The sequence below is a fragment of the Eubacterium sp. AF19-12LB genome (genome assembly GCF_003479125.1).
In the GTDB taxonomy this organism is placed as follows: Bacteria; Bacillota; Clostridia; order Lachnospirales; family Lachnospiraceae; genus Eubacterium_U; species Eubacterium_U album.
Genome location: NZ_QUGP01000004.1, coordinates 73,970 through 100,500, shown reverse-complemented (window position 1 = coordinate 100,500; position 26,531 = coordinate 73,970). Strand labels below are relative to the sequence as shown.

The 26,531-nt window shown below is 32.8% G+C and carries 21 protein-coding genes; all 21 read left to right on the top strand.

Annotated features, from left to right (window positions below; all coding sequences use genetic code 11):
* The first annotated feature begins 18 nt into the window (after window positions 1–18).
* The 21 genes from DWX29_RS05200 to DWX29_RS05110 all read left to right on the top strand — a co-directional run bounded on the left by DWX29_RS05200 (window position 19) and on the right by DWX29_RS05110 (window position 26,476).
* Complete coding sequence (locus DWX29_RS05200) at window positions 19–564, top strand: NUDIX domain-containing protein (protein WP_118565315.1); 546 nt, start codon at window positions 19–21, stop codon at window positions 562–564.
* 402 nt (window positions 565–966) lie between these two features.
* Entirely contained in the window at window positions 967–2,790 is a 1,824-nt protein-coding gene (locus DWX29_RS05195) for a hypothetical protein (RefSeq protein WP_118565314.1), read from the top strand.
* Window positions 2,790–2,942 (top strand): hypothetical protein, encoded by a 153-nt coding sequence (locus DWX29_RS12660; protein WP_158574506.1) that lies wholly within the window; start codon window positions 2,790–2,792, stop codon window positions 2,940–2,942. The genes DWX29_RS05195 and DWX29_RS12660 overlap by 1 nt, the downstream gene beginning before the upstream one ends.
* A gap of 141 nt (window positions 2,943–3,083) precedes the next feature.
* On the top strand, window positions 3,084–7,052 hold the full coding sequence (locus tag DWX29_RS05190) for a glycosyl hydrolase (RefSeq protein ID WP_118565313.1): 3,969 nt from the start codon (window positions 3,084–3,086) through the stop codon (window positions 7,050–7,052).
* A 243-nt stretch (window positions 7,053–7,295) separates the two neighbouring features.
* Window positions 7,296–8,078 (top strand): hypothetical protein, encoded by a 783-nt coding sequence (locus DWX29_RS05185; protein ID WP_118565312.1) that lies wholly within the window; start codon window positions 7,296–7,298, stop codon window positions 8,076–8,078.
* Between the two features lie 190 nt (window positions 8,079–8,268).
* A complete protein-coding gene (locus DWX29_RS05180) occupies window positions 8,269–8,475 on the top strand; it encodes a hypothetical protein (protein ID WP_117908826.1) in 207 nt (68 codons plus the stop codon).
* 22 nt (window positions 8,476–8,497) lie between these two features.
* Window positions 8,498–9,379, top strand: coding sequence for a YitT family protein (locus tag DWX29_RS05175; protein WP_243003005.1), 882 nt, complete (start codon window positions 8,498–8,500; stop codon window positions 9,377–9,379).
* A 139-nt stretch (window positions 9,380–9,518) separates the two neighbouring features.
* A complete protein-coding gene (locus DWX29_RS05170; RefSeq protein WP_118565311.1) occupies window positions 9,519–10,859 on the top strand; it encodes a BMP family ABC transporter substrate-binding protein in 1,341 nt (446 codons plus the stop codon).
* A gap of 126 nt (window positions 10,860–10,985) precedes the next feature.
* The gene (locus DWX29_RS05165) at window positions 10,986–12,521 is read left to right on the top strand and encodes an ABC transporter ATP-binding protein (protein WP_117908829.1); all 1,536 of its coding nucleotides are present in this window, start codon (window positions 10,986–10,988) and stop codon (window positions 12,519–12,521) included.
* Window positions 12,514–13,629 (top strand): ABC transporter permease, encoded by a 1,116-nt coding sequence (locus DWX29_RS05160; protein ID WP_118565310.1) that lies wholly within the window; start codon window positions 12,514–12,516, stop codon window positions 13,627–13,629. Before DWX29_RS05165 ends, DWX29_RS05160 begins: the two co-directional genes overlap by 8 nt.
* A gap of 4 nt (window positions 13,630–13,633) precedes the next feature.
* Window positions 13,634–14,626: an ABC transporter permease gene (locus DWX29_RS05155; protein WP_118565309.1), complete on the top strand. Its 993-nt coding sequence runs from the start codon at window positions 13,634–13,636 to the stop codon at window positions 14,624–14,626.
* 453 nt (window positions 14,627–15,079) lie between these two features.
* Window positions 15,080–17,371 carry a hypothetical protein gene (locus tag DWX29_RS05150; protein ID WP_118565308.1) on the top strand — a complete coding sequence of 764 codons (2,292 nt, stop codon included), beginning with the start codon at window positions 15,080–15,082 and terminating at the stop codon, window positions 17,369–17,371.
* A gap of 17 nt (window positions 17,372–17,388) precedes the next feature.
* On the top strand, window positions 17,389–17,538 hold the full coding sequence (locus tag DWX29_RS12655) for a hypothetical protein (protein WP_158562628.1): 150 nt from the start codon (window positions 17,389–17,391) through the stop codon (window positions 17,536–17,538).
* 172 nt (window positions 17,539–17,710) lie between these two features.
* A complete protein-coding gene (proB, locus tag DWX29_RS05145; protein ID WP_117908837.1) occupies window positions 17,711–18,505 on the top strand; it encodes a glutamate 5-kinase in 795 nt (264 codons plus the stop codon).
* 121 nt (window positions 18,506–18,626) lie between these two features.
* Complete coding sequence (locus DWX29_RS05140; protein WP_118565307.1) at window positions 18,627–19,865, top strand: glutamate-5-semialdehyde dehydrogenase; 1,239 nt, start codon at window positions 18,627–18,629, stop codon at window positions 19,863–19,865.
* Between the two features lie 286 nt (window positions 19,866–20,151).
* Window positions 20,152–21,087, top strand: a complete 936-nt coding sequence (locus tag DWX29_RS05135) for a YegS/Rv2252/BmrU family lipid kinase (protein ID WP_158574505.1) — start codon at window positions 20,152–20,154, stop codon at window positions 21,085–21,087.
* A 64-nt stretch (window positions 21,088–21,151) separates the two neighbouring features.
* On the top strand, window positions 21,152–22,513 hold the full coding sequence (locus DWX29_RS05130) for a citrate/2-methylcitrate synthase (protein ID WP_117908844.1): 1,362 nt from the start codon (window positions 21,152–21,154) through the stop codon (window positions 22,511–22,513).
* An 11-nt stretch (window positions 22,514–22,524) separates the two neighbouring features.
* Complete coding sequence (greA, locus tag DWX29_RS05125; RefSeq protein WP_117908846.1) at window positions 22,525–23,022, top strand: transcription elongation factor GreA; 498 nt, start codon at window positions 22,525–22,527, stop codon at window positions 23,020–23,022.
* Between the two features lie 161 nt (window positions 23,023–23,183).
* Window positions 23,184–24,173: a WYL domain-containing protein gene (locus DWX29_RS05120; protein WP_022089888.1), complete on the top strand. Its 990-nt coding sequence runs from the start codon at window positions 23,184–23,186 to the stop codon at window positions 24,171–24,173.
* 43 nt (window positions 24,174–24,216) lie between these two features.
* Window positions 24,217–25,431 carry a PAS domain-containing protein gene (locus DWX29_RS05115; protein WP_117908848.1) on the top strand — a complete coding sequence of 405 codons (1,215 nt, stop codon included), beginning with the start codon at window positions 24,217–24,219 and terminating at the stop codon, window positions 25,429–25,431.
* A 1-nt stretch (window position 25,432) separates the two neighbouring features.
* Window positions 25,433–26,476, top strand: a complete 1,044-nt coding sequence (locus tag DWX29_RS05110; RefSeq protein WP_022089886.1) for a DMT family transporter — start codon at window positions 25,433–25,435, stop codon at window positions 26,474–26,476.
* Window positions 26,477–26,531 lie beyond the last annotated feature (55 nt).

Below are 26,531 nucleotides of genomic sequence, written 5' to 3'. Positions count from 1 at the left end.
ATATGGATGGAGATGACAATGGAAATATTAGATGTGGTTGATGAAAATGGAAATCCGACAGGAGAAACAGTTGAAAGAACTGTAGCACATAAGACGGGGGTAAGACATAGAACGTCTCATGTGTGGGTGGTTCGCAAAAACAATGGAAGTATGGAAATTCTCTTGCAGAAAAGAAGTAAAAACAAAGACTCGCATCCGGGGTGTCTTGACTGCTCGAGTGCAGGACACATTCCGGCGGGAGTGGATTTTATTCCGTCAGCGATTAGAGAACTGAAAGAAGAACTTGGCATAGATGCTAATGAAAATGAGTTTGTGTATTGTGGGCAAACGGTAGGAAAAAGAACAAATGTATTCTACGGCGAAGAATTTATAGATAATCAGGTAAGTAACATCTATTATATAGAAAGAAATATGGAGGCTGACAAATTCGATATTCAAAAAGAAGAACTTGAATCGGTTGTATGGATGAAATATGATGATGTAGTTTTTATGGTAGAGAATAATACAATACCAAATTGTATTAAAATGGAAGAGTTAGAGATGCTGGGAAAGAAAATTAAATAAATAATTATTGCGATAAAATAAACGCCGTTTAAGAAATTATTGAAATATTTGAATAATAATAAAAATGTTTCGGCAACTTTTTAAATGGCGTTTTATAATGTTTGCGATAACATTTAATACGCTTGCTTGTGCAAAATCACAAAAATAGTAAAAACATTTTTATGCTTGAAAAGATAAAAATGTTTTAAATTGTACATAATCAACAAAATATATGACTGTAAATTGTTAAATAATATGATAAAAAATAGTAAAATAGTGAGTAAAATGGAAAAAGTAAATAAAAAGTATACAACTATGACTATGGGTAATTGAAAAAACTGTTTTAATTTGGTAAAATTATCTAAGGAAATGGAAAATCAGTATATGATTTGACAGAATATTTTAACTGAAAGGGGAAAAAACATGAATGTTATTTCAAAGAAGAAACAAGGAATAATCGCAATAATATGTGCGATAGCAATGGTTGTAACATCACTTACGATTTACAATCCAAGAGAGGCAAAGGCTGATACAGATTATAGTCAACTTACTTATGATTATAAAAACAAAGGTGAATCCTATATGAAAGGGGCAGAGACAACAAAATCAAAGTGGAGAGTGGCTGTTGATACATCACAATCAACTGGAGATATTGTAAATTGGATGACAAAAGGTGATGGAAACTTAAATTTCTATGGTGAAATGTTTATGAATGTTACATGGCATGGAGTATATCCTGATGCAACATTAGAAATAAACGGCGTAAAAGTTGAAGAGGGAGCAGAAGGTGTTCAGGCATATGCATCTGCTGAAATTCATGTAAATGCAAAAACTTGGATTAATAATAATGCATATAATGTTGTTAAAGTAACAAGCAAAGATGAAACACAGTATGTTACTTTTATTGTTGCAACGGGTAATAAAGTTGATACTTCAACTGAAGAAAGCACAGAATTACAGAAACCAGTAGCACCAACAGGATTAGTTGCCAATGTTAATGATTTAAAGACAAATTATACAATTGCATTTGCTAATGTGGCAACAGCTACAAGTTATAAATTTTATTTAGATGGTGAATATAAAAAAGATATAACAAATGGTGGAATTGTTACAATTGAAGAGTTGGGGCTTAAAGCTGGACAAACATACAAATTTGGTGTTAGTGCAGTAAATAAAGCAGGCGAATCAGATATTTCAGAGATTAGTGTTACAGTACCTTCTAAAGAAACAGAAACAACAGGGTCAGAGGAAACAACAGAGACGCTTGACCCGTCAACAATTAAAGATTGGACTGAAGTTAAAGATTCAAAAAATACAATGTTATATTATATCGCAAATAAAGCATCAGATAAAGTGTCAGTTAAACCGGAAATGCACGGTGACAATCTTTATGCGGCATTTACGTTAGCTGCTAAGTTTAAATCAGTTGAATTGAATGGAGAAACAATTATACCTCGTGAAGGTGCTGATATAGAAATTCCAAAGACTTCATTTAGTAAAGAATACAATAAATTAGTAGTAACAAATCATTATGGAAGCGAAACTGTTACAATATATTTTAAAGTTGTTTCGGCAACTGAAAAAACAAAATACAAAGTAACAGTAGACGGAACTCCTACAGAAGTAGAAGAAGGAAGCACATATACATTTGGCGATAATGCACAGGGTTATTATGATAAAACAAATAGTGTAGCATATGCTTCAGGTGAAAAAATTACTGTTAATAGTGATATTACAGTTACAAGTATTAAATTAAATGTAGCAATGCAAAAAGGTGCAAGCGTTAGATTGGCAACTCCAACAGGTTTAAGATTCCAGACAGTTATTACATCAGGTAATGACATTGCTGCATCAGATATTTTAAATAAAGATTTTGTAACAACAGGAACTCTTATTACAACATTTGATTTATTTAGTGCAAATGGAAATGTACTTAATAAAGACAGCAAATATACTAATTTAGATATAGCAAACAGTGGATGGTACAATGATGAAGTAGGTAAGTTCTGTGGCTCAATCATTAAGATTAAAACAGGTAACTATGAAAAGAAGTTTGTTGGTGTAGGATATGCAACAATTACATATCATAACGGAGATAAATATTCAATATATGCAGATGTAAATGAAACAGATAATGCAAGATCAATTTATTATGTTGCAAATGCAGTAAAAGAAGCAGGATATAAGAATTGTGATGCTGCTCAGAAAGCTATAATTGATAAATATCTTGCAAAGGAGGCGTTCTAATGAAAAAGAAATATATAAGACCGGAAATGGATATAATAGAATTTGATACAAAAGACGTAATAACTACAAGTGGTATAGGTGGAGAAGCAGGAGATTCTACAGATACTTTAATCGATGTTAATAAAAATACAAACTGGTCAGACTTCTATTAAAATATAACCACTAAGCAAAAAGGTGCTTTCCTTTATCGGAAAGCACCTTTTTAATACAAAGATATAAAGAAATTTTAAGGATTGTTACATACTACGAACTCTTGCAATCCTAATAAATACATACAACAAAGGAGGAGGCGGATGAAAGGTAATTTAAAAAAATCAGTTGCAGTTTTACTTACAGCAACAATGGTAGCAACACCGATTACAGCACCTGAAAGTACGAAAAAAGTTCAGGCAGAGCAGTTAGGAAGTATTGCTAAGGAAGTAACAGGTACATGGTCTTATTGGGATGGAAATAAAGATGTTGTACAGACAAACAAAATGTTGTTAGATAAGTTGCCAACAAGGGCAAATCAGGGAACTTACAGATTTACAACAGACAATTATGATGCAAACACAAATGCAATAGATGTTGGTGGTTTTTCATCATCAATGTTATGGAATTACAGTACATCAGCATTTGGGGAATGTGCTTATGCAATACCTATGGCATATTGTGGTAATACAAATGGAATGTATGTATCAAAGCCATCTACTTTGATTATAAAAGATACATATACACAGACTGTTGTAATGTCGATGAACAGTATGGGAACAATGTCTGATTTTATTGTAGGCACAGACTATACATTTGCAAGTACAAAAGTTGACAAATCAGATGAGTGGTTAACAGACGTTGTAATGGAAAATGCAAATGATTCATCACAGTATTTGAAGACAACAATGGTACAGGGAAGCCCATTTGCATATTTCCAGGTTGAAGGTGGAAATACAATTACATTACAAAGACCTAGAACACTTCCTAGTGAAGTTGCATACTACAACGGAAATACATTAGAAGATTCAACACAGTTAATTATCAGAGTATATGATAATGCAGATTTAATATCAGGATATAGTGATTATGATTACTATGCAGTATATTTGCCTGAAGGTACAAAAGTATCACAGGCAGATGCAACAGCAAAATATGCTGATAACAAAATGGGTGATTTAACATTTACATTACCATCAGACAGAGCTTATATGTCTATGGCTTGGTTAATGGAATCAAATGGAAAGAAGGATGCAGATGCGCAGGAAGTTAAAGATGCATTTGCACCATATGCTTATAATTTTATAACAGGTACAAAAACATCATTTACACAGAATGGTGCTGAAATTAAGACAACATACAAATATACAGTTGATAAAAAGGCTGAAAGTACAGCAGATGGTACTGTAATGGGAATTTTGCCACATCAGTATAAGAATATGAGCGGATATGACTACATGGATTATACTGCAAGAACAATCAGAGGAACAATGAAGTATTTGATTGGTGATTCTTATCAGACTACATTACAATATACAGGAATTCTTCCAACATTACCGGGTATTGATGAGTCAGACAAAGCTACACTTCAGGGACATGTAAATGATTTTATGGATGTATATGGTCCTACAGATGATGGTGGACTTACAAAAGAGTCATATGAAGTAAACACATACGACACAGGTAAGAAATTGAATCGTGCAATTCAGGTTATGGAAGCAGCAGAAGCTTGTGGAGATACACAATCAGCTGATAAATTATTAAAAGGCATAGAAAATGAATTGGCTGATTGGTTTACAGCAGATGGTGAAGATGATGACAAATATTTTTATTATGATAAAGAAGTAGGAAGCTTATTTGGATTCCCTCAGGCTTACTATACAGTAGATGGTATGACGGATCATCATTTCCATTACGGATATTTTGTAAATGCAGCAGCTCAGGTAGCAATGCGTGACCCTGAATTTATTCAGAAATATCAAAATGTAATTAATGAAATAATTGGAGATTTTGCAACATATGAAGAAAATAATTCAAATTCAAGATATCCATTTTTAAGATATTTTTCAACATATGAAGGACATTCATGGGCATCAGGTCATGCAAACTTTGGTGATGGAAATAACCAGGAATCAAGTTCAGAAGCAATTAATGCATGGGCAGGACTTATTTTATATGGTCAGGCTACAGGTAATAAAGAATTGACATCACTTGGAATGTACTTATATGCAACAGAAGTATCTTCAGTAAATTGCTACTGGTTTGATACTGATGGCGATATTTTAGATGAACAGTATACAGAAGGAAAAGGCGAAAACGCTAAATATAGTCAGGCATCAATGGTATGGGGTGGAAAATACACTTATGCAGCATGGTGGACTGATGAACCTTTACAGATACAGGGAATTAACATTTTACCTATGACTCCTGCTTCATTTTATGCAGCAGCTAATAAGGACTTCATTTTAACAAACTGGAAAACAGCAGAAAGAAATGAAAAGAATTATAATGGTAAAAATGAAAAAAATCCAAAGCGTTGGAATGAAATTTGGAGTGAATATCTTGCAATGGCAGACCCTGACAAAGCATTGGAGTATTTTGATGAACAGTGTGACCCGGAAGCAGGTGAATCAAAAGCACATGCATTTAACTGGATTATGGCAATGCAGAAAAATGGTACACCTGATTTGACAGTTACAAGTGATAATCCGCTTGCGTGTGCATTTAAAAATGCAGACGGCGAAATGACATACACAGCTTATAACACAACAGATGAAGATGTTAAAGTTTCATTCTCAGATGGAACAGAAATAGTTGCAAAACCACATTCAATGACAACAACAGGCGATGGAGAAGTCACAACAAAATCAACATATAAGGTTGAACATTATTTGTCAGATGGAAATGGAAATTACAATCTTTTTAATACAGAAAAGAAGTCAGGAAAGATTGGAAATGAAGTAACAGCTGTAGCAATTACATATCAGGGATACAAATTTAATCCTGAAGTAGAGGGCACAGTTCAGAGTGGCGTAATTGCAGAAGATGGTTCACTTGTATTGAAACTTTACTATGATATTACAGAGATAGAAACAACTAAGGAGTATGAAGATGATAGTGAATATACGTCGCTTGGAGTATCTAACGGAGTTGAAATTTCATATAGAGTGCTAAGAAATGATTTCAATGCAGGTGTCAAATTATTGGATGCAAATGATACATTTTACATGGAATATCAGGGAATCTATACATCAGAAAATACGAATGCTTATTTGAATAAAAAGTCATTAAGTACGCTTAACGGAGTATTCAAATTTTCTGTTAAAAATACGTTGACTGAAAATACATATAACACAATTAAACTTGTTAGTGGCAATAAGCAGGTTTATATTCTTGTAAAATATGGAAAGCCTACTACAGCTCCTGATTTATCAGATTATGAAAGTGAACAGGAAGAAACAACAGTTGATGAAAATGCACCTACAGATGCAACAGGCCTTGTTTTAGGAACGCCTGCAGATAATGTGATTTCAGTTACATTTAGGGCAACACAGGAACAGAATGATAAAGGTCAGTTGTACAATGTATATGTTGATGGAACATTAAAATTATCATCAGTTGCAGCAGGAAATTATACAATTGATAAGATTTATGCCGGAACCCGTACTGTAGAAGTCAAAGCAGTATTAAATGGAAAAGAGTCAAAAGGTATTTCTTCAACAATAAAAGTTACAGGTGAAAAAGAACCAACAACTAAGCCGGAAACAACTACTAAAAATGAAGTGACAACAACTAAGTCAGATAATCCTGGTGAGACAACAGGAAAGGGTGAAACACCTGGTGAAGTGACAACAAACAATGGACAGGGCGAAACAACAAAAGCTCAGTCATCAGATACAACAACTAGGAAAGATGATTTTGCTAAGACAACAGTTACAAGTCAGGATACAATAAATGGCCAGAATCAGGCAAAGGCTGTAAAAGTTAGCAAAGCAAAGATTAAGAGTGCAAAAATTACAAAGAAAGCATCTGTAAAGAAGTTAATAATTACATTTAAGAAAATTAACAATATTTCAGGCTATCAGGTAAAACTTTCATCTTCAAAGAAATTTGCCAAAAAAGCTACAATGACAAAACTTGTTAAGAAAAATAAGAAATCTTATATCTTTAAGGTTTCAAGTAAAAACTTAGCAAAAGCAAAGAAACTTTACGTTAAAGCCAGAGCATATAGAATCGTTGATAATAAACGTATCTATGGCAAATGGACTAAGAAAAAAGTTGTTAAGAAATAAGAAGTTTAAGAATAAAAAATTTCTAGAAATAAAAGTTGTTTAGAAATTAAAAATGTAGTGTAAATAATTACATAATTACAAAAAAATATAGAATAGTGCCATGCTTCATTGCAAGATGGCACTATTTTATTTGCCAATTCTCGGATTATAAATAAAATGCTTGAAATATCTCATACAGTATGTATAATTGAAAGAAACACATACAATAAGCAACTAATACTACTTTGACGAGGAGGTATAAAGGTGGGAATAAACAGAAAGTATAAAGACAGGATTTTTTGCATGCTATTTGGATATCCGAACATGCCTCTAAGAGGAATTCTTTACAGCGCAAGACTATTTTCAAAATACATAAAGGCAAATAAGCTTAACATATACAGCGAAAAGCTTATAAAAATACCGACGCCGCAGTATTACGTGTTGTATAATGGAAAACGGAAAATAAAAGACAAAGTAATATTGAGGCTATCAGATGCATTTTCAGCATTACAGAACGAAGGTCAGTTTGAATGGACAGCAACAGTGCTTAACATAAACAAAGGACATAATGAAGAATTATTATCCAAGTGCCAAATTTTAAAGGAATATGTTATACTTATAGACAGAATAAATGAAAATCAAAAGAAGTATGACTCGGTGGAAGAAGCAGTTGAAAATGCAGTGTCCTACTGCATAAAAAATAACATATTACAAGACTTCCTAACAGAGCATAAGGCGGAGGTAATTATGAGTTTGTTAACGGAATATGATGAAGAAGAAACAATGGGCTATGTAAGGCGGGATGCGTACCGTGATGGAGAAAAGGCTGGAATAGAGCAAGGATTGAAGCAAGGATTGAAGCAAGGTGAAATGTTAATGTTAATATCTATGGTAAATAAAAAGATGCAAAAAGGAAAAAGCATTGAAGAAATCGCTGAAGATTTAGAAGAAGATAGGGAAACGATAGAAAAAATAGTTAAAGTAATAGAAGAAAACGGACATGACATCAATGCAGAAAAAGTGTATGAGATGATAAAAGGTAAATAAAAAAACAGAAATTTGAATAATGGTGTTATAATTATTAATGAAATAATAAATTTATTAATAAAACTTACAAGAAAGTATAATATTATTAATAAATAATTATCGATGCAAAGATAACATAATAATTGCTTTGAATTAATCGCAATTATAATTGTGGTATCATAATAAATATTTTACAAGGAGGCAGTTAATAATGAATGACGATAAGATGATTGATGACATCGTAGCAATGCTTGATGCAGGAGTGGCTAAAGGACAGGGACATATTAATGTAAAGGTTGAGGACAAGAATGCAACTGAAAAAGAAATTGTTAATGGAACAGCAGACTGCTCTATGAATTCAATGGCTTGTGCTGTGCCAACAATGATTTTGGATGATGACGATGAATTTGAACTATAAAAGAAGTGGTGAATAATTGAAAGTGGAAAATAAGGAAAAAGCAAAAAAAATAGCAAAATTCATATGCAGATATATAGTTATTACTTTTGCTGCCTGTATATATGCAGTAGGAATTTCTATGTTTTTAGACCCTAACAATTTGGCACCCGGAGGCTTGACAGGTGCGGCAGTAATTTTGACAAGAATTATACCAATAACATTAGGTACTTTAATTGTGATTATGAATATACCTATAATGATTTTAGGTGCATGGAAATTTGGAGCAAGATTTACGTTGTCAACATTATACACTCTTGTAGTTTCATCAGCATTTATGGAAATATTTGAGAGAATGGGATATGTTGTAACACACGATAAGATTTTAGCAGCATTAGTAGGTGGAACTTTAATGGGAGCAGGAATGGGACTTTGTCTTAGAATGGAAACCACGACAGGCGGTATCGATATAATAATTAAAGTTTTGCGTCAAAAATACAGGCAGGTTAAATCCGGTGAAATGTATTTGATAATTGATGGACTTATTTTAGCAGCGGCAGCATTATATTTTAAAGATATAGAAGTGTCAATGTATGCAGGAGTTGCGATTGTTATATCGACTTATATTTTGGACAAGGTTTTATATGGAAGCGATGAAGCAAAGTTAGTTTATATAGTAAGCAATAAGCGAAAAATAATAGCTACAAGAATGATGGTCGAACTTAATATGGGTGTCACATTGGTCGAAGGAAAGGGCGCATATAATATGGAAAATACAGAAGTTATTATGTGCGTTATGCATAAACAGAATCTTACAAAGGTAAGAAATCTTGTAAGTGAAGTTGATCCGGAAGCGTTTATGATAGTTTCTTCCGCTACAGAAGTGTTTGGTGAGGGATTTAAAGGACACACGGATGTGGAAATGTAAAGAAAAAACTTAATTTTGTAAGAAATTAAAATAAATTTAGTAAAATTTTGTTTACAAATAACAAAAGTATGCGATAAAATAAAAAAGTATTTTTTCTAATAAGAAAGAAATTATTTTTTATGATGGAGGAACAAAGCAAATGAAGAAACTATTAAGTTTAGTGCTTGTGTGCGCAATGACAATAGCCCTTGTTGGTTGTGGTCAGAAGGCAGAAAGAGTTGACAATGGTTCAGGTAGTGATAAGAGCTCAGCTAAGAAGATTGGCGCAATTCTTCTTGGAGATGAAACAGAAGGTTACACATTAGCTCATATTAACGGAATCAAGGAAGCAGCTAAAGAATTGGGAATATCTGACAGTGATATTGTATGGAAGTACAACATTTCTGAATCAGATGAAGTTAGTAAGGCAGCAGACCAGTTAGTAGCTCAGGGATGTAAATTAATTATTTCTAATTCATACGGACATCAGGATTATATGTATGCAGCAGCTCAGAAGTACACAGATGTTGATTTTGTAGCTATGACAGGTGATTATGCAGCAATTTCAGGATGTGACAATTTCTACAACTCATTTACAAAGGTATACGAATCACGTTATGTATCAGGTGTAGTTGCAGGTATGAAGATTGCAGAACTCGTTAAAGAAGATAAGATTCCGGCAACAGGATATGATGCAGATGGAAATGTAAAAGTTGGTTATGTTGGTGCATATCCATACGCAGAAGTTGTATCAGGTTATACAGCATTTTATTTAGGAATTAAATCAGTATATGATAAAGTAGCAATGGAAGTAAGTTATACTGATTCATGGTTTGATATTGAAGGTGAAGGTGCAGCAGCTGAATCATTAATGGCCGACGGATGTGTTATCATCGGACAGCATGCAGATTCGACAGGGGCTCCAAGTGCAGTTCAGGCAGCACAGGATAGCAGTAACACAGTAGCATTCTCAGTTGGATACAATGTAGACATGTTAGACGTAGCTAAGACAGCAGCTTTAACAAGTGCTACAAATAACTGGGCAGCATACTATACAACATTATTCAAGGCTTATGAAGATGGAAAAGAAATTCCTCAGAACTGGGCTGAAGGATATGATGCAGATGCAGTAGCAATCACTAAATTAGGTGATTCTTGTGCAGAAGGAACAGCAGATAAGGTTGCTGAAGTAGAAGCAGCGTTAAAGGATGGCTCATTACATGTATTTGATACATCTAAATTCACAGTAACAGGAAAGAATGTTAAGAAGAATGAGGACAATGGTTTAGACCTTGAAATTGATGATAACGGAGCTGTTACATCAAATAAGATTGATTTATCAATCATTGATTTTGCAACAGGAGATGTAACATACAAGGGAGATACAGTTGAAGCAATCGTAAAAGATGACAACGGTGCAACATACTTTGATGAATCATCATTCCGTTCAGCTCCATATTTCCAGATTAGAATTGATGGAATTACAGAATTGAATAAGTAATCAAATCAGACATAATTATATAAGACATAAAAGGGAACTGTCGCTTTAGCGGTTATTAAATATAAATCGTTGAAGCGACAGTCCCATTTTTACAAAGAAAATCTAATGATGCAAGGAGAAACAAAAGTGGAACAAAAATATGCTGTTCAGATGAAAAATATAACTAAAACTTTTGGTCATGCTATTGCAAATGATAATGTAAGTATTGACTTAGAGTACGGTGAAATTTTATCTCTATTAGGTGAAAACGGAAGTGGGAAAACAACTCTTATGAACATGCTTTCAGGTATTTATTTTCCTGACAGCGGAAAGATATTAATAGATGGAAAAGAAGCAACAATTCGTTCGCCACATGATGCAATGGAACTCGGAGTGGGAATGGTTCATCAGCATTTTAAATTAGTTGATGTATTTACAGCTGCCGAAAATATAATATTAGGTTTAAAAGAAAAAGAACCGCTTAAAAATGTAATAGATAAAATAAAAGAAATTTGTGATAAATATGGATTTGAAGTAGACCCAAATCAGAAAGTATATAATATGTCAGTTGCACAGAAACAGACATTAGAAATAGTAAAAGTATTGTATCGTGGTGCAAATGTTTTAATACTTGACGAACCTACAGCAGTATTAACTCCACAGGAAACAGAAAAGTTATTTAAAGTAATGCGTAATATGAAAGAAAATGGAAAATCAATTATTATCATTACGCATAAACTTAACGAAGTATTAGAGATTTCTGATAAAGTTGCCATTTTAAGAAAAGGCGATTATGTAGGAACAGTAGAAACAAAAGATGCTACAGAACTTTCACTTACAGAAATGATGGTGGGAGAAAAAGTAGAACTAAACATAGAAAGACCGGAAGTGGAAAATAAAGAGGTAAGACTTGAAGTTTCACATTTAAGTTGTAAAAGTCCGGATGGAATTAATATATTAGACGATGTATCATTTGAAGCTTACAGTGGTGAAATATTAGGAATTGCCGGAATTTCAGGATGTGGTCAGAAAGAATTACTGGAAGCAATTGCAGGATTACAAAAAACAGAAGATGGTAGCAAGATAACATATGTTAATCACCAGGGCGAAAAAGAAAGTCTTTTGGAAAAGTCACCAAGACAGATTAGAGAATGTGGCGTTGCTTTATCATTTGTTCCTGAAGACAGACTTGGAATGGGACTTGTAGGTTCAATGGGAATGCCTGAAAATATGCTTTTGAGAAGTTATGATGAAGGAAAGAAATTTTTCATATCAAATAAAGAACCTAAAAAACTTTCTGAAAGAATTAAACAGACTTTAAATGTTCAGACAACAAGCATAAATGCCCCTGTAAGAACAATGTCAGGTGGAAATGTTCAGAAAGTATTAGTAGGAAGAGAAATTGCAAATGCACCATCTGTTTTAATGACGGCATATGCAGTTCGTGGACTTGATATTAACACATCTTATACAATTTATGATTTATTGAATGAACAGAAAAAGAAAGGTGTAGCAGTAATCTACGTTGGAGAAGATTTAGATGTATTGCTTGCCTTATCAGATAGAATTCTTGTTTTGTGTGGCGGAAAAGAAAATGGAATTCTTGATGCAAGAAAAACAACAAAAGAAGAAGTAGGATTACTTATGACAAATTTGCAGAATGGAGGTGCCGACAATGAGTAATAAGCCAAATCAGGTAACGAAAGTAAAGGAACCTCTTGTAAGAGTAACAAAAAGAGACATAATACCAACATGGCAGAAGTGGGCAGTAAGACTTATAGCAATTTTATTATCCCTTGTAGTAGTTACAATATTTGTATTCAGCCTTACGGGAATTGGACCGGGAGAAACATTCGGTCTTATGTGGGAAGGTGTATTCAGCAATATGTACTATAGAAAAGGAACGATTTTCTTTACTGCAAAATTGCTTTGTATAGCAGTAGCGCTTGCACCTGCATTTAAAATGAAATTCTGGAATATCGGCGCTGAAGGTCAGGTGCTAATGGGTGCTTTATCAACAGCGATAGTAATGGTTAATTTTTCAACATTATCAACACCGTTATTATTTACAATTATGATTGTTTCATCAGTTGTAATGGGTGCAATCTGGGGATTGATACCTGCAATTTTTAAAGCAAAATGGAATGTAAATGAAACACTTTTTACTTTAATGATGAATTACGTTGCAATGCAGTTAGTTGATTATTATTACAACATATGGAAAGGCTCAAAGGCTTCTCTTGGAATGCTTAATTCTGGAACAAAAGCAGGATACCTTCCCGAATATAATGGAAGTTCAAATAGCATAATTGTAACAGTTGTATTGATAATAACCGTATTAATGTATATTTATTTAAAGAAGACAAAACATGGTTATGAAATAGCAGTAGTAGGTGAATCAGAAAATACAGCGAGATATGCAGGAATTGATGTTAAGAAAGTAATTATCAGAACAATGCTTATTTCAGGTGCAGTATGTGGTATCTGTGGATTTTTAACAGTATCGGGTCAGGACCATTCAATTGCATCTGATTCAACAGCAGGTGGTTATGGTTTTACGGCCATTATCGTAGCATGGCTTGCAAAATTTAACACAGCAATAATGATAGCAATTGCGTTACTTATAGTATTTCTTGAAAAAGGAACAGCTCATATCGCAGATACGTTTGTAGGATTTGATGCAAATGCTTCTAAGATTGTAATTGGTATTGTATTATTCTTCATAATTGGAAGTGAATTTTTCATTAATTATAAATTAAACTTCCCTAAAAAAGAAAGTAAGGAGGCGTAATCAGATGGCAAATTTAATATCATGGATTAATATTGCGGTAGTGTTTGGTTCAATAGTATTATTTGGCGCTGTTGGCGAAACCCTTACGGAAAAAGCAGGAAATCTTAATTTGGGAACACCGGGTATTATGTGTATGGGAGGAGCTTTCGGCTTTGTTGGAGCTTATCTTTATGAAACATCAGTTGGAAATCCAAATGCGTTTATGTGCATATTAGTTGCTTTAGGAACAGCATTTATAGTTTCAGCATTAGGTGGACTTATTTATAGTTTCCTGACAACAACTCTTCATGCAAATCAGAATGTAACAGGATTAACACTTACAATATTTGGTGTAGGCCTTGGAAAATTCTTTGGAACATATGTAATTCCAAAGGGGGCAGTATCAACAAAGGCAGATTTTGCTACAAAGATTTTTAGAGCAAGAATACCATTCTTAAGTAATAAATTAGGCGTAGTTGGTGATATATTATTTTCATATGGATTTATGATGTATCTTGCATTAATAGTTGCCATCTGTGCAACATTGTTTTTAACAAAAACAAGAACAGGATTAAATCTTAGAGCAGTAGGTGAAAATCCGGCAACAGCAGATGCAGCAGGAATTAACGTAACAAAATATAAATATCTTGCAACATGTATCGGCTCAGGAATTACGGGTCTTGGTGGTGTTTACTATATTTTAGATTACAGCAAAGGAACATGGGCTACGGCATCAGGAACAGCAATTGAAAGTCTTGCATGGTTATCTGTAGCATTGGTAATATTTATCAGATGGCGTCCGGTTCATGCAATATGGGGTTCATATTTATTTGGATTATGCTATTGGGCATATCAGTTCCTTCCAAAAATAATTGGTATAAAGGTAAATACAGACCTTGCAAAGATGATTCCGTATGTAATTACAATACTTGTTTTAATTGTTTCAAGTATGCGCAAGAGCAAAGATAATCAGGCACCTGCAAGTCTTGGATTATCATATTTTAGAGAAGAAAGATAGTAAAATACAAAGCATAAATTGTTTATAAAGTGATGTATACACATATTTTGAAATATATTTAGAAAATAGTATAAAATATTTAATATAAAGTTATACAAGAGCTATTGTGCAAAACTAGTAAAGTTGCACAATAGCTCTTTTTATGTAAGTAGAATCATGTCGAAAGTATATAAGTAGTTTTCTGAAGCAATATTGTTAAAAAAATAACAATAAAATGATTTTTAAAAAATGATTTTATATATATAAATTGCTTAAAGGCCATTAAATAAAGGCTTTTTTTAAAAATAAAATAACAATAAATTAATTAAAAAACTGATTTTTTGCACAAAAATAAAAGCAGTTTTATGCTGTATGTTGGTTGTTATTACCAAATTTGGGTGATAGAATATACATTATGTAATATAAAACATATAAAGGGACCAGAGGGGTCTAAGAAAAGAAGGGAGTTACAAAATGAAAAGGAACTTGAAAAAATTTATTTCTATGCTGTTAGTGTTAACAATGATTTTTACATCAATAACAGTAAGTAATACTACAGCAAAGGCAGATGAGGGATTGGTACAGTTGACAAGCTCTAAGACAAGTTTAAGTGGACAATCAACAAAAGGAACTGTTGCTTGGGTATCATCAGATATCATAGGAACGTTAATTAATAAACCGCATGAGTTTTGTGGGTTTTTAATAGCAGGAACTGACCATGATGGATGGGGAAGAATTGGAACAACACATCCGTTATATAAAAAAGGAGTTTTGGCTATTCCATCAAAATGGGGAAATACAGCAAGTATGTCTGTTAGTAAAATGGATGAAGAAGATACAAGTATTAATCTTGTTGATACAGGCGTATCTGCAAACATAAAAGATGAAACTGGTAATGCAATGTTTGGCGGAGATTGTATAGCTATTGATGAATCTATTTTTGATATTGGAGATTCAGAGCAGGGAACTTTTAAAATAAAAGCTACAAGTGTGGCAGGAAATGAAGTTTCTTTTAGTGTTATAGTAAAAAAATATGAACATATTGCTAATTATACTTTGAATTTACATCAGACAGAAGGACAAAATGCAGGACAAGCAAATTTTAGATTTGATTGGGACAAAATTGATGATGCTGCAAAATATAAATTGACATCACTTAATGCAGATGGTACAGAAGTGCATAGCGAAATAATAAGTACAAATTTATTTGAATATTATTCAGCAATTACAACAGAAACTGTAGGAGAAACATATACAGTTACAGTTACAGCGTTAGATAGTGATGGGAACGTATTAAAAAATCCACAAGGAGAAGACATTAAAGAAAGTATAACAGTCAATAAGAGATATGTGGCACCGTCTACTCCAGACAATACACAGGATTTGTCGGAAGAAGATAATGAAAAATTATCAGCTATTGTTCCGGAAGAAATTTCTGAGGATAAATGGATAGAATTAAAAGGACCTTCAAAGAATGGTTCTAAAGTATATGCTTCATCAGTAGATAATATGGGTAATGATGGTTTAAGGGGATTTCATAATGACGGAACTCCTGATTGGAATAGAGGAAACGCAGTTAATTTTAAAACCATGGCTGTTTTCGGATTTGTAACTACAGGAACGAATGCAACTTCTTTAATTTTTGACGATAAAGAATATATAAATCCAAACTATTATACAAATGAGAAAGTCTTTATTGGTAGTGATTGCGTATATATCAATCAGGAATTAGTTGAAGCAGGTGTAGGTGAGACTAAATATCATATTATATGGGCTAAAGGAAGTAATGTAGCTCCGTTTGCAATTAAAGTAGTTGGACCATCTAAGGCAATTGATCCTGATGCACCGGCTAAACCGGTTGGATTGGTAGTGAGTGAGACGAATCCATACTATTATTCTTGGGGCGCAGTTGAATGCGATTATTATAATATATATGTAAATAATAAATTAGTTGGTGAATCAACAAATGCTAATTATGATGTAGTAAACTATTTATCTGATAATAATTTCGCAGCAGGAGCATATAAATTTGGAGTTAGTGTTGTTAAAGATGGTCATGAGTCAGAAATTACAGAAGCTGACTTGATAGTTACAACAGTTAATGTAACAATAGGAGAAAAAGTAACACCAGCGGTTAAAGGTGGAACATTCACATTCCCAACTGACGCAACAGGTTATGATTTGGATGGAGATCTTTATGCACCAGGTTCAAAATATACAGTAACAAAAGATGTAACATTTGAAGCAGTTGATATCAAGGCTACAATGGCTACAGGAGCAGGAATCAGATTCTCAACAGAAAATCCGGGATTAAGATTCCACACTACAATAACAGCAACTAAAGCAGGAACTGCAATAAATGATTTTGAAAAGTATATTTCAGAAGAAGGCACATTAATTACAACAAGTGAATTAAATACAGAAAAAGGAAATCCAACTATTGAGTCAGATTCAGTTTATACAGTAGGAAAAGATTTAATACAGATTAAGAATAGTGGCTGGTATAAGGAACAGACAGGAGTATATTATGGCTCTGTTGTAGGCATCAAGAATTACACAACAAACTTTATTGCAAGATCTTATGTTGCTGTTAAATATGCAGATGGAACAGTAAAGAATATTTATTCAGATATGAGTGGAGTAAGAACTGTACAGCAGGTTGCTCAGGCAATAAAGAAAGATACAAAGTATTATGAATCTTTATCTGTAGCAAATAAAGAAATTGTAGATGCATTTGCAGGAACAGAAACATCTATAGAACAGTAATTAATGGGAGGCATTAAATGAGAAAATTATACACAAGTCCTGAAATGGAAATAATAGAATTTGATACAAAGGACGTAATAACAACAAGTGGAATAAATGGATTTGGTGATTCTGCTAATAGTGATGTAGATGCAGAAGGAAATCTTATTTGGTCAGATTTATATTAAAATTTAGAGTTAAAACTAAGTGGCAAAGTCTCAGAAGGAGGCTTTGCCATTTTTTTTAATATATAAAATAATAAAGAAAACCCCCTGAAATCTTCTATTTATCCCTAATTTGTGGTAAAATAAACAACATATGCAAAAAAATGAAGAAACATAAAACAATGGGAGAAGAGAAATGGCAACGTTAAAGGACGCAAAAAGAATTGTAATTAAAGTGGGAACATCAACATTAACTCATTCAACAGGTAAGACAAATATCAGAAGAATGAAAGCGTTAGTTGCGGTGATTTCGGATATTGTAAATTCTGGTATTGAGGTGGCACTTGTAACTTCAGGAGCGATTGGTGTAGGCGTAGGAAAATTAGGATTAAAGGACAGACCGACAGATACAGCAGGAAAGCAGGCAGCAGCTACTGTAGGACAATGTGAATTAATGTTTATGTATGACAAGATGTTTGGCGAATTTGGTCATGCAACAGGTCAGTTCCTTATTACAAAGAGAGACGTTGAGCATGAAGAATGTCATAACAATTTGATAAATGCATTTGAAAAGACATTTGAATATGGAGCAATTCCGATTATTAATGAAAACGATGCAGTAGCAGTAGAAGAAATTGTGTACGGTGATAATGACAGTCTTTCAGCCATTGTTGCTAAATTAGTTAAAGCAGATGCGTTATTAATATTAACAGATATAGATGGATTGTATGATGATAATCCTAATGAAAATGAAGATGCAAGAATTATTCCTGTGGTGGAAGAAATTACAGAAGGATTATTTGAAATAGCAGGAGGAAAAGGCTCTAAGTTTGGAACAGGTGGAATGATTACTAAACTTATTGCAGCACAGATTGCAACAGAAGCCGGCATTGATACAATTATAATTAACGGATTTGATGCAGATAACATTTATAAGGTATTAGAAGGACATCAGGTTGGAACTTTCTTCGTTGCTAAGAAAAAGAAATAAATTCCAGATGAAAAATAAATTTTAAATAAAAATGAATTACAAATAAATCATTAATGATACATAGTTTATGGAAAGCATTTGCCTTACATAAACTTATCAATAATATATGGAGGACTAAGGTATGTTGGAAGAATTGGGTGTAAAGGCAAAAGAAGCTGAGCGTAAACTTAGTGTTGCCACAACAGAAGAAAAAAATAAAATTCTTACTGCAATTGCTAAAGCTTTGATTGATAATACAGAAAAAATCGTAGAAGCTAATGCAATTGATTTGGAAAATGGAAAGAAAAACGGTTTGTCAGATGGAATTCTTGACAGACTTATGCTTAATGCCGACAGAATAAAAGGAATGGCAAAGGGCGTAGAAGATATAGTAAAACTTCCTGACCCGGTTGGTAAAATTTTAAATACGACAGTAAGACCTAATGGTCTTAAAATAGAAAAGGTTTCAGTTCCTTTAGGAGTAATAGCTGTAATATTTGAGGCAAGACCAAATGTAACAAGTGATGCTGCAGCTCTTTGCCTTAAGTCTGGAAATACAGTAATTCTTCGTGGAGGAAAAGAAGCCATCAATTCAAATAAGATGATTACATCAGCTATGCGTGATGCGGTTAAAAGCGTAGGCATGAATGAAGACGTAATTCAGTTAGTTGAAGATACAAGCAGAGAAAGTGCTACAGCGTTAATGACAATGAACAAATACGTTGATGTGCTAATCCCAAGAGGTGGTGCAGGTCTTATTCAGGCAGTAGTTAGAAATGCAACGGTTCCTGTAATAGAAACCGGAGTTGGTAACTGCCATATTTATGTTGATAAAGATGCAGATTTAGATAAGGCAGTAGATATAGTGTTTAATGCAAAAACTCAGCGACCATCGGTTTGCAATGCTGCAGAAAGTCTTTTGATACATAAGGATATTGCAAAGGAAGCTCTTACAAGAATTAAACAGAGACTTGATACAAAGGATGTTGTTTTGATAGGTGATAAAGATTCAAGAACAATTGCTCCTGATATAAAAGAAGCTACAGATGATGACTGGGGCACAGAATATCTTGATTATAAAATGTCAGTAAAGATTGTAAATAATGTAGATGAGGCAATTGACCATATTTACAAATACAGCACACATCATAGTGAATGTATCGTTACTGAGAATAAAGAAACAGCAGAGAAGTTCTTAAATGAAGTAGATTCAGCGGCTGTTTATGTAAATGCAAGTACAAGATTTACAGATGGTGGAGAATTTGGATTTGGAGCTGAAATTGGAATTTCAACTCAAAAGCTTCATGCAAGAGGACCTATAGGGCTGCCTGAACTGCAGTCATTTAAATATAAAATATACGGAAAAGGTCAAATTAGATAAAGTACAATAGTCAAAGTATAAAGGATTTGTATAAAGTTTATTAATGCCACAATTTAGTAAATCGAAATACAGCGTTGAAGAATTTTACTTAAATTTTACAAAATACGGTGGTTTTACAAAATATTCATAAATTGTTAAATTATTAATTTTATAATAATAGACATGGTGTTTATTATTGGAAATTATTAGATAGCAGATTTTTGTTATGAACAGATTAAGAAAATCAGATATGATTACAGCATGGCAAAAAATATATAGAATTTAGAAGTTTTTCAGGAGGATGGTTATGGATGATATAAAAGAAACGACTGTTACTGAAGAAAAGAAAGAAATTGTAGAACAATATAAGAAGTTATTATTTATAGTAAATCCTAAGGCAGGTCAGAAGAAGAGAGAAGATATACTGGTAGATGTTATTAATATTTTTAATGACTATGGTTATGAAGTGTTAATAAAATTTACAAGAAGAGAAAAGCATGCTACAGAGATTGTGAAAGCTCTCGGTAGTCAGGTTGATATGATTGCCTGCATGGGTGGAGATGGTACATTAAACGAAGTTATGGCGGGAATGCGTTCAGCCAGACTTAAAAAACCGTTAGGATATATACCGGCGGGTTCAACAAATGATTTTGCAAACAGTCTTAATTTGCCATCAGACCCTGTTGAGGCAGCAAAGCATATGATGACTCATAAAGCAAAATATATAGATATTGGAAAATTTAATGACAGATATTTTGTCTATACGGCATCGGCAGGAATATTTACAAAAGCCTCATATTCAGCACCACAGAATATTAAAAATCTGCTTGGACATTTTGCTTACGTTTTAGAGGGAGTTAAGGATTTAACTCAGGTTAAGCGAATGAAATTAAAGATTGAAAATGAAGATGAAGTAATCGAAGGCGAATACATATTTGTGGCTATTTGTAATGCCACATCAATTGGCGGTGTAATGACAATTGATGAAGGAAAAGTTGATTTTGCAGATGGATTATTTGAGTTATTGCTAATTAAATATCCGAAGGATTTAATCGAACTTGGAATAATTATAAATGAACTTACAAATCAGATATATGATAAACATATCAGATTATTAAAAGTTTCAAAACTTAAAATTTCAGACAGTAGTGATATTGACTGGTCACTGGATGGAGAAAAAGAGGATGGCAGAAAGAACATGAAATTCAGAGTCATCCACAATGCAGTTAAATTAGTATATTAAAGAATATATGAAAGGCGAGATTTGAAGTAGTTAGAAAGTTAGTAAGAAAAGGAGTGTACAATATATGACATTAAACAAAGAAGACATGAAAGCACTTACAGATAAGTACGCAAAAATGTGTGGGGAAAATGATACAGTTGAGCAGAATTTATTTGCAGAATACGGTGTAAAAAGAGGCCTTAGAGATATAAATGGAAAAGGTGTTCTTACAGGAATTACAAATATTTCACGTGTTGAATCTACACAGATAATTGATGGAAAATCAGTTCCATGCCCAGGTAGATTATTTTATAGAGGTTATAATATAAAGGACCTTGTAAACGGATTTATTTCAGAAGACAGATTCGGATTTGAAGAGACAGCTTATTTATTGCTTTTTGGTAAATTACCTAAAAAAGATGAAATAGAAGATTTTAGCAAAATGCTTTCAGCACAAAGAAAATTACCTACAAACTTTGTAAGGGATGTAATTATGAAAGCGCCAAGTGCTGATATTATGAATTCTTTGACAAAGAGTATACTTACATTAGCATCTTATGATAAGAATGCATCCGATACATCAGTGGAAAATGTAATTCAGCAGAGCGTCAAACTTATTAGTACATTTCCGATGATGGCTGTGTATGGATATCATGCATATAATCACTATCATTGTGGAAAGAGTATGTACATTCACAGACCGCTTCCGGGACTTTCTACAGCAGAAAATCTTTTAAGAATGCTTAGACCTGATAAGAAATATACACATTTAGAGGCTAAGGTTCTTGATTTAGCTTTAGTTTTACATATGGAACATGGCGGTGGAAATAACTCGACTTTCACAACGAGAGTTGTTACTTCATCAGGTTCAGATACATACGCAACAATTGCAGCAGCTCTTTGTTCTTTGAAGGGACCAAGACATGGTGGTGCAAATGTAAAGGTTGTTGATATGTTCCAGGATATTAAGCATAATTGCAAACATTATGATGACGAACATGAGATTAAAGAGTATTTAAGAAAAATATTAAATAAAGAAGCATTTGACAAAAAAGGTCTTATATATGGAATGGGTCATGCGGTTTATTCTGTTTCTGATCCTAGAGCAGAAGTGTTTAAAAGATTTGTTGAACAGCTTGCAGAAGAAAAGCATAGACAGAAAGACTTTAAGTTATATAGTATGATTGAAAGATTAGCACCTGAAGTAATTGGCGAGGAACGTCATATTTATAAGGGAGTTAGTGCAAATGTCGATTTCTACAGCGGACTTGTATATAGCATGTTGGATATTCCTAAAGAATTATATACACCAATATTTGCAATCGCAAGAATTGTAGGATGGAGTGCACATCGTATCGAAGAAATAATTAATGCTGATAAGATTATGAGACCTGCTTATGTAAGCAACTGTGCTTTTAATGATTATATAGAAGTTGAGGACAGATAGAAGGTAGAGTTATGCAGTTAACACAAAGTGATATTGAAAAAATAAAAGAAGAAATAGAACATAGAAAAATCGTAGTTCGAAAGGAAGCGCTTGAAGATGTTAAGGTTGCGAGGGCACAGGGAGATTTGAGCGAGAATTTTGAATATAAGGCAGCAAAACAATTTAAAAATAAAAATGAAAGCAGAATTCGATATTTAGAGAAACTTCTTAAAACTGCAACTATTATTTCAGATGATTCTAAAGAAGATGAAGTAGGTTTGAATAAAACTGTGGACATTTATTTTGAAGAAGATGATGAAGTCCTTACTTACAAAATAGTAAGTACAATGAGAGGTGATTCCATGAGTGGACGAATCAGTAATGAATCGCCTATTGGAAGAGCACTTATGGGACATAAAGTTGGAGACAGAGTGGAAGTGAAAGTTAATGACAATGTAAGTTATTTTGTTGTAATTAAGAAAATCGAAAATACCGGAGAAGAAGAAAAAGATAATATACGAAGCTTTTAATATGAAACTGTTACATTAAGACGTTGGAATATATATTTAGTTAAGTAAAATCATTTGAGTGTTAATGATATGACAAAACTACGATATTTTTATTTATTTCAAGGTCTTGGTGCGGCAGTTTTTTTTAATGATTGATAAATTTTGTGAAAGGGCAGGAGAATATGAGAAATAGCAAACAGAAGTTAAAACTGTTATATCTTATACAGATTTTTGATGAATATACGGATGAAGAACATGGAATAACCATGAGTGAGATAATAAAGAAGCTAGATGATAATGGCATCAAAGCTGAACGAAAATCAATATACGACGATATAGAACAACTTGGAACTGTAGGATATGAAATAGTAACTGAAAAATTAAATAGGGAAACAGTATATAAAACAGTAACAAGAAAATTTGATGTTTCTGAATTAAAAATGTTAGTAGATGTAGTGCAGGCGTCAAAATTCATATCAAAAAAAGATAGTGAAGAGCTTATTAAGAAATTAGAAGGATTTACAAGTAAATATGAAGCTAAGAAACTGCAACGTCAGGTTTATGTGGCAAATCGTGTGAAAGCTATTTCAAAAAGTGGTTACTACAATATAGACGCCATTCATGATGCAATATATGAAAATAAACAGATTGCATTTGATTATTATATGTGGAACACAAAAAAAGAACTTGTTATAAGAAATGACGGAAATAAAACGGATATAAGTCCGTGGGCTTTGTCTTGGGATGATGAAAATTACTATATGGTAGCATTTGATTCAGCAAAACAGAGTATAAGACATTATCGTGTGGACAAAATGAAGGATATTAAAATTTTAAATAAAGAAAGAGACGGCAAAAAAGAATTTGAAAAATTTGATGCTGCAAAATATACAAAGCAGACATTTGGAATGTTTACCGGAAATATTAAGAATGTACAGATGGAATTTGATAACAGTTTAGTAGGAGTAGTGGTAGACAGATTTGGTACAGATGTAATGATAATTCCAAAGAAAGATGATAAATTTACAATTAATGTGGATGTGTCTGTAAGTTCAATGTTTTACAGCTGGGTAGCGGGATTTGAAGATAAGGTTAAGATACTTGGACCGCAGGAAGTTGTAGATGGTATGAAAAATATGATAGAAAAACTTAGTAATCAGTATAAATACTGATGGATAGTAATAAGAAATGACTGAAAAATATTGGGAGGATTAAATGGAAGGAGCATTTGAAGTAATAAAAGATTTACTTGGTGGATTATCATGGGACAGAGAATCGGTTTATGCAAGATTGAGTCAATGTATTGATAGTGCTATAAGGAGTAGTCTGGTAATTGTGTTGTATAAAGAAGGGAAAGAAGAACTTATATTTGCAAATGATATGTTCTACGAAAATATAGGTGAGGACAGGGATGGATATGAATATAAAGAAGCTGATATTAAAAAGAGAATAAAGCCTGAAAATAAGGTGGTTAAATATGAAAAATGTGTTGAAAAATCGATGCTTACAGGTGAGACTCAGGAAATCATATATCAGTTTGAAAGGTATGATGGAAAGGTGATATGGGTAAGAAAAAGATTTGCAGCTATTTGCAATGAAGGAGAATATATAATCGTATCTGTAGCCACAAATATTACTAAAAGTATAGAGATAAGCCGGCAGATTGAGATTGAAAAAGATAGATTTCAGAAAGTAATTGAGCAGACGGATTTAGCAATAATAGAATGGGATTATTATAATAATACATTTTATTCGACAGAGTCATATAAGAAATATAAAATGAGTGAGGGCAATCAGGACCGTATTTTTAAGAAAAAATCGATTATTGGCTACACTCATCCGGATGATGTAGAAAAAATGAAAAAATTTGTATCAAATTGTATTTTAACACCAGGTAAAATGGAATGCATTGTAAGACTTAAACTTATTGATGGTACTTATAGCTGGAGCAAAATAACGGTTGTTTCAGAGTATGACATAGATGGAAATAAAATGAAGACATTAGCAATTATAGCTGATGTAAATGAGGATATGGAACGCCGGAAAAAAGTAAGAATCGCAGTAGATATAGTAAATACTTTGGCGGCAAATGAGTATGAGGAAATATTTACAATTAATGCATTTACAGGTGAACCTGTAGTTTATAAAGAAGGCATATCAAAAGTTATAGAGGAACAAAATAAAGTAGGATTTAAATTGGGTGTTGAAAACTATATGAAAACTTATTGTATGGATGAAAATCCTGAACAAACAGCTAAAGAATTGAATCTTGATTATGTAAAAGAACAACTTGAAAATAATAATACATATCAGAAAATTTATTCAATAATGGATGAAAATAATAATATAAAAATGAAAAGGGCGTTTTACACATATTTAAATAAACACAAAGATACTATTGTGTGCACAATAATGGAAGTAGGAAAATAATATGAGTGTAAATAGAGAATTGAATAGTATGGAGAAAAGACGTGATACTATTTTGGATGATGACAATGAAAATGCTATAAAATTAAATGATGAAGATCGAAATACAATCACAAAGAATAAATCTAAAGATAAATTACTCAAGAAAACATGGGTGGTATGTCTTCTTGCAATGGTGTGCTGTTTCCTTTGGGGCAGTGCATTTCCATGTATAAAAACAGGCTACAGAATGCTTGATATTAAATCAGGAGAATATGCCTCACAAATATTATTTGCGGGTATAAGATTTGCATTAGCCGGTATTTTAGTAATTGTAACTAACAGCATAATACGAAGAAAAGTAATTCTTCCAAAGAAACCAGGATACATTTTTACGCTCAGTATATTCCAGACATCAGGACAGTACCTGTTCTTTTATATAGGAATGGCGCATACGACAGGAGTACGTAGTTCTATTATTACAGGTTCAGGTGTATTTTTAGCAATTGTGGTAGCGGCTTTTATTTTTCATCAGGAAAAATTGAATGCAACTAAGATAATAGGTACGTTGATTGGATTTGCAGGAGTTTTAATTGTAAATATAACAGGAATAAACGGTGGCGGACAATGGTCATTTATGGGAGAAGGATTTATATTTCTTGCAGCGATTTCGTCCGCATTTTCATCTTCATTTATTAAGAAATTTTCAAATGACGCTGATGTTGTAATGCTTAGTGGATATCAGTTTTTTTCAGGTGGAGTAATTTTGGCTGTGATTGGCAAACTGCTTGGCGGAAATGTAGTTATTTCAACTCCTAATGTTGTTATAATGATTATTTACATGGCATTTATTTCGGCGACAGCATATACAATATGGAGTATATTATTAAAATTTAATACGGTATCAAAAGTTTCTGTATACAAATTTATGAATCCTGTTTTTGGAGTTATTCTTTCAGCTTTATTTTTACCGGGAGAAAGCAGCCAGATAGGTGGACAGGTTATTGTAGCACTGATGTTTGTATGTGTAGGAATTGTGATTGTAAATAACGTTCAAACACACCAATAAATTTGCAAAAAAAGTAACGAAATTATGCAGATTAACAAGTTTTACATTGTTATAG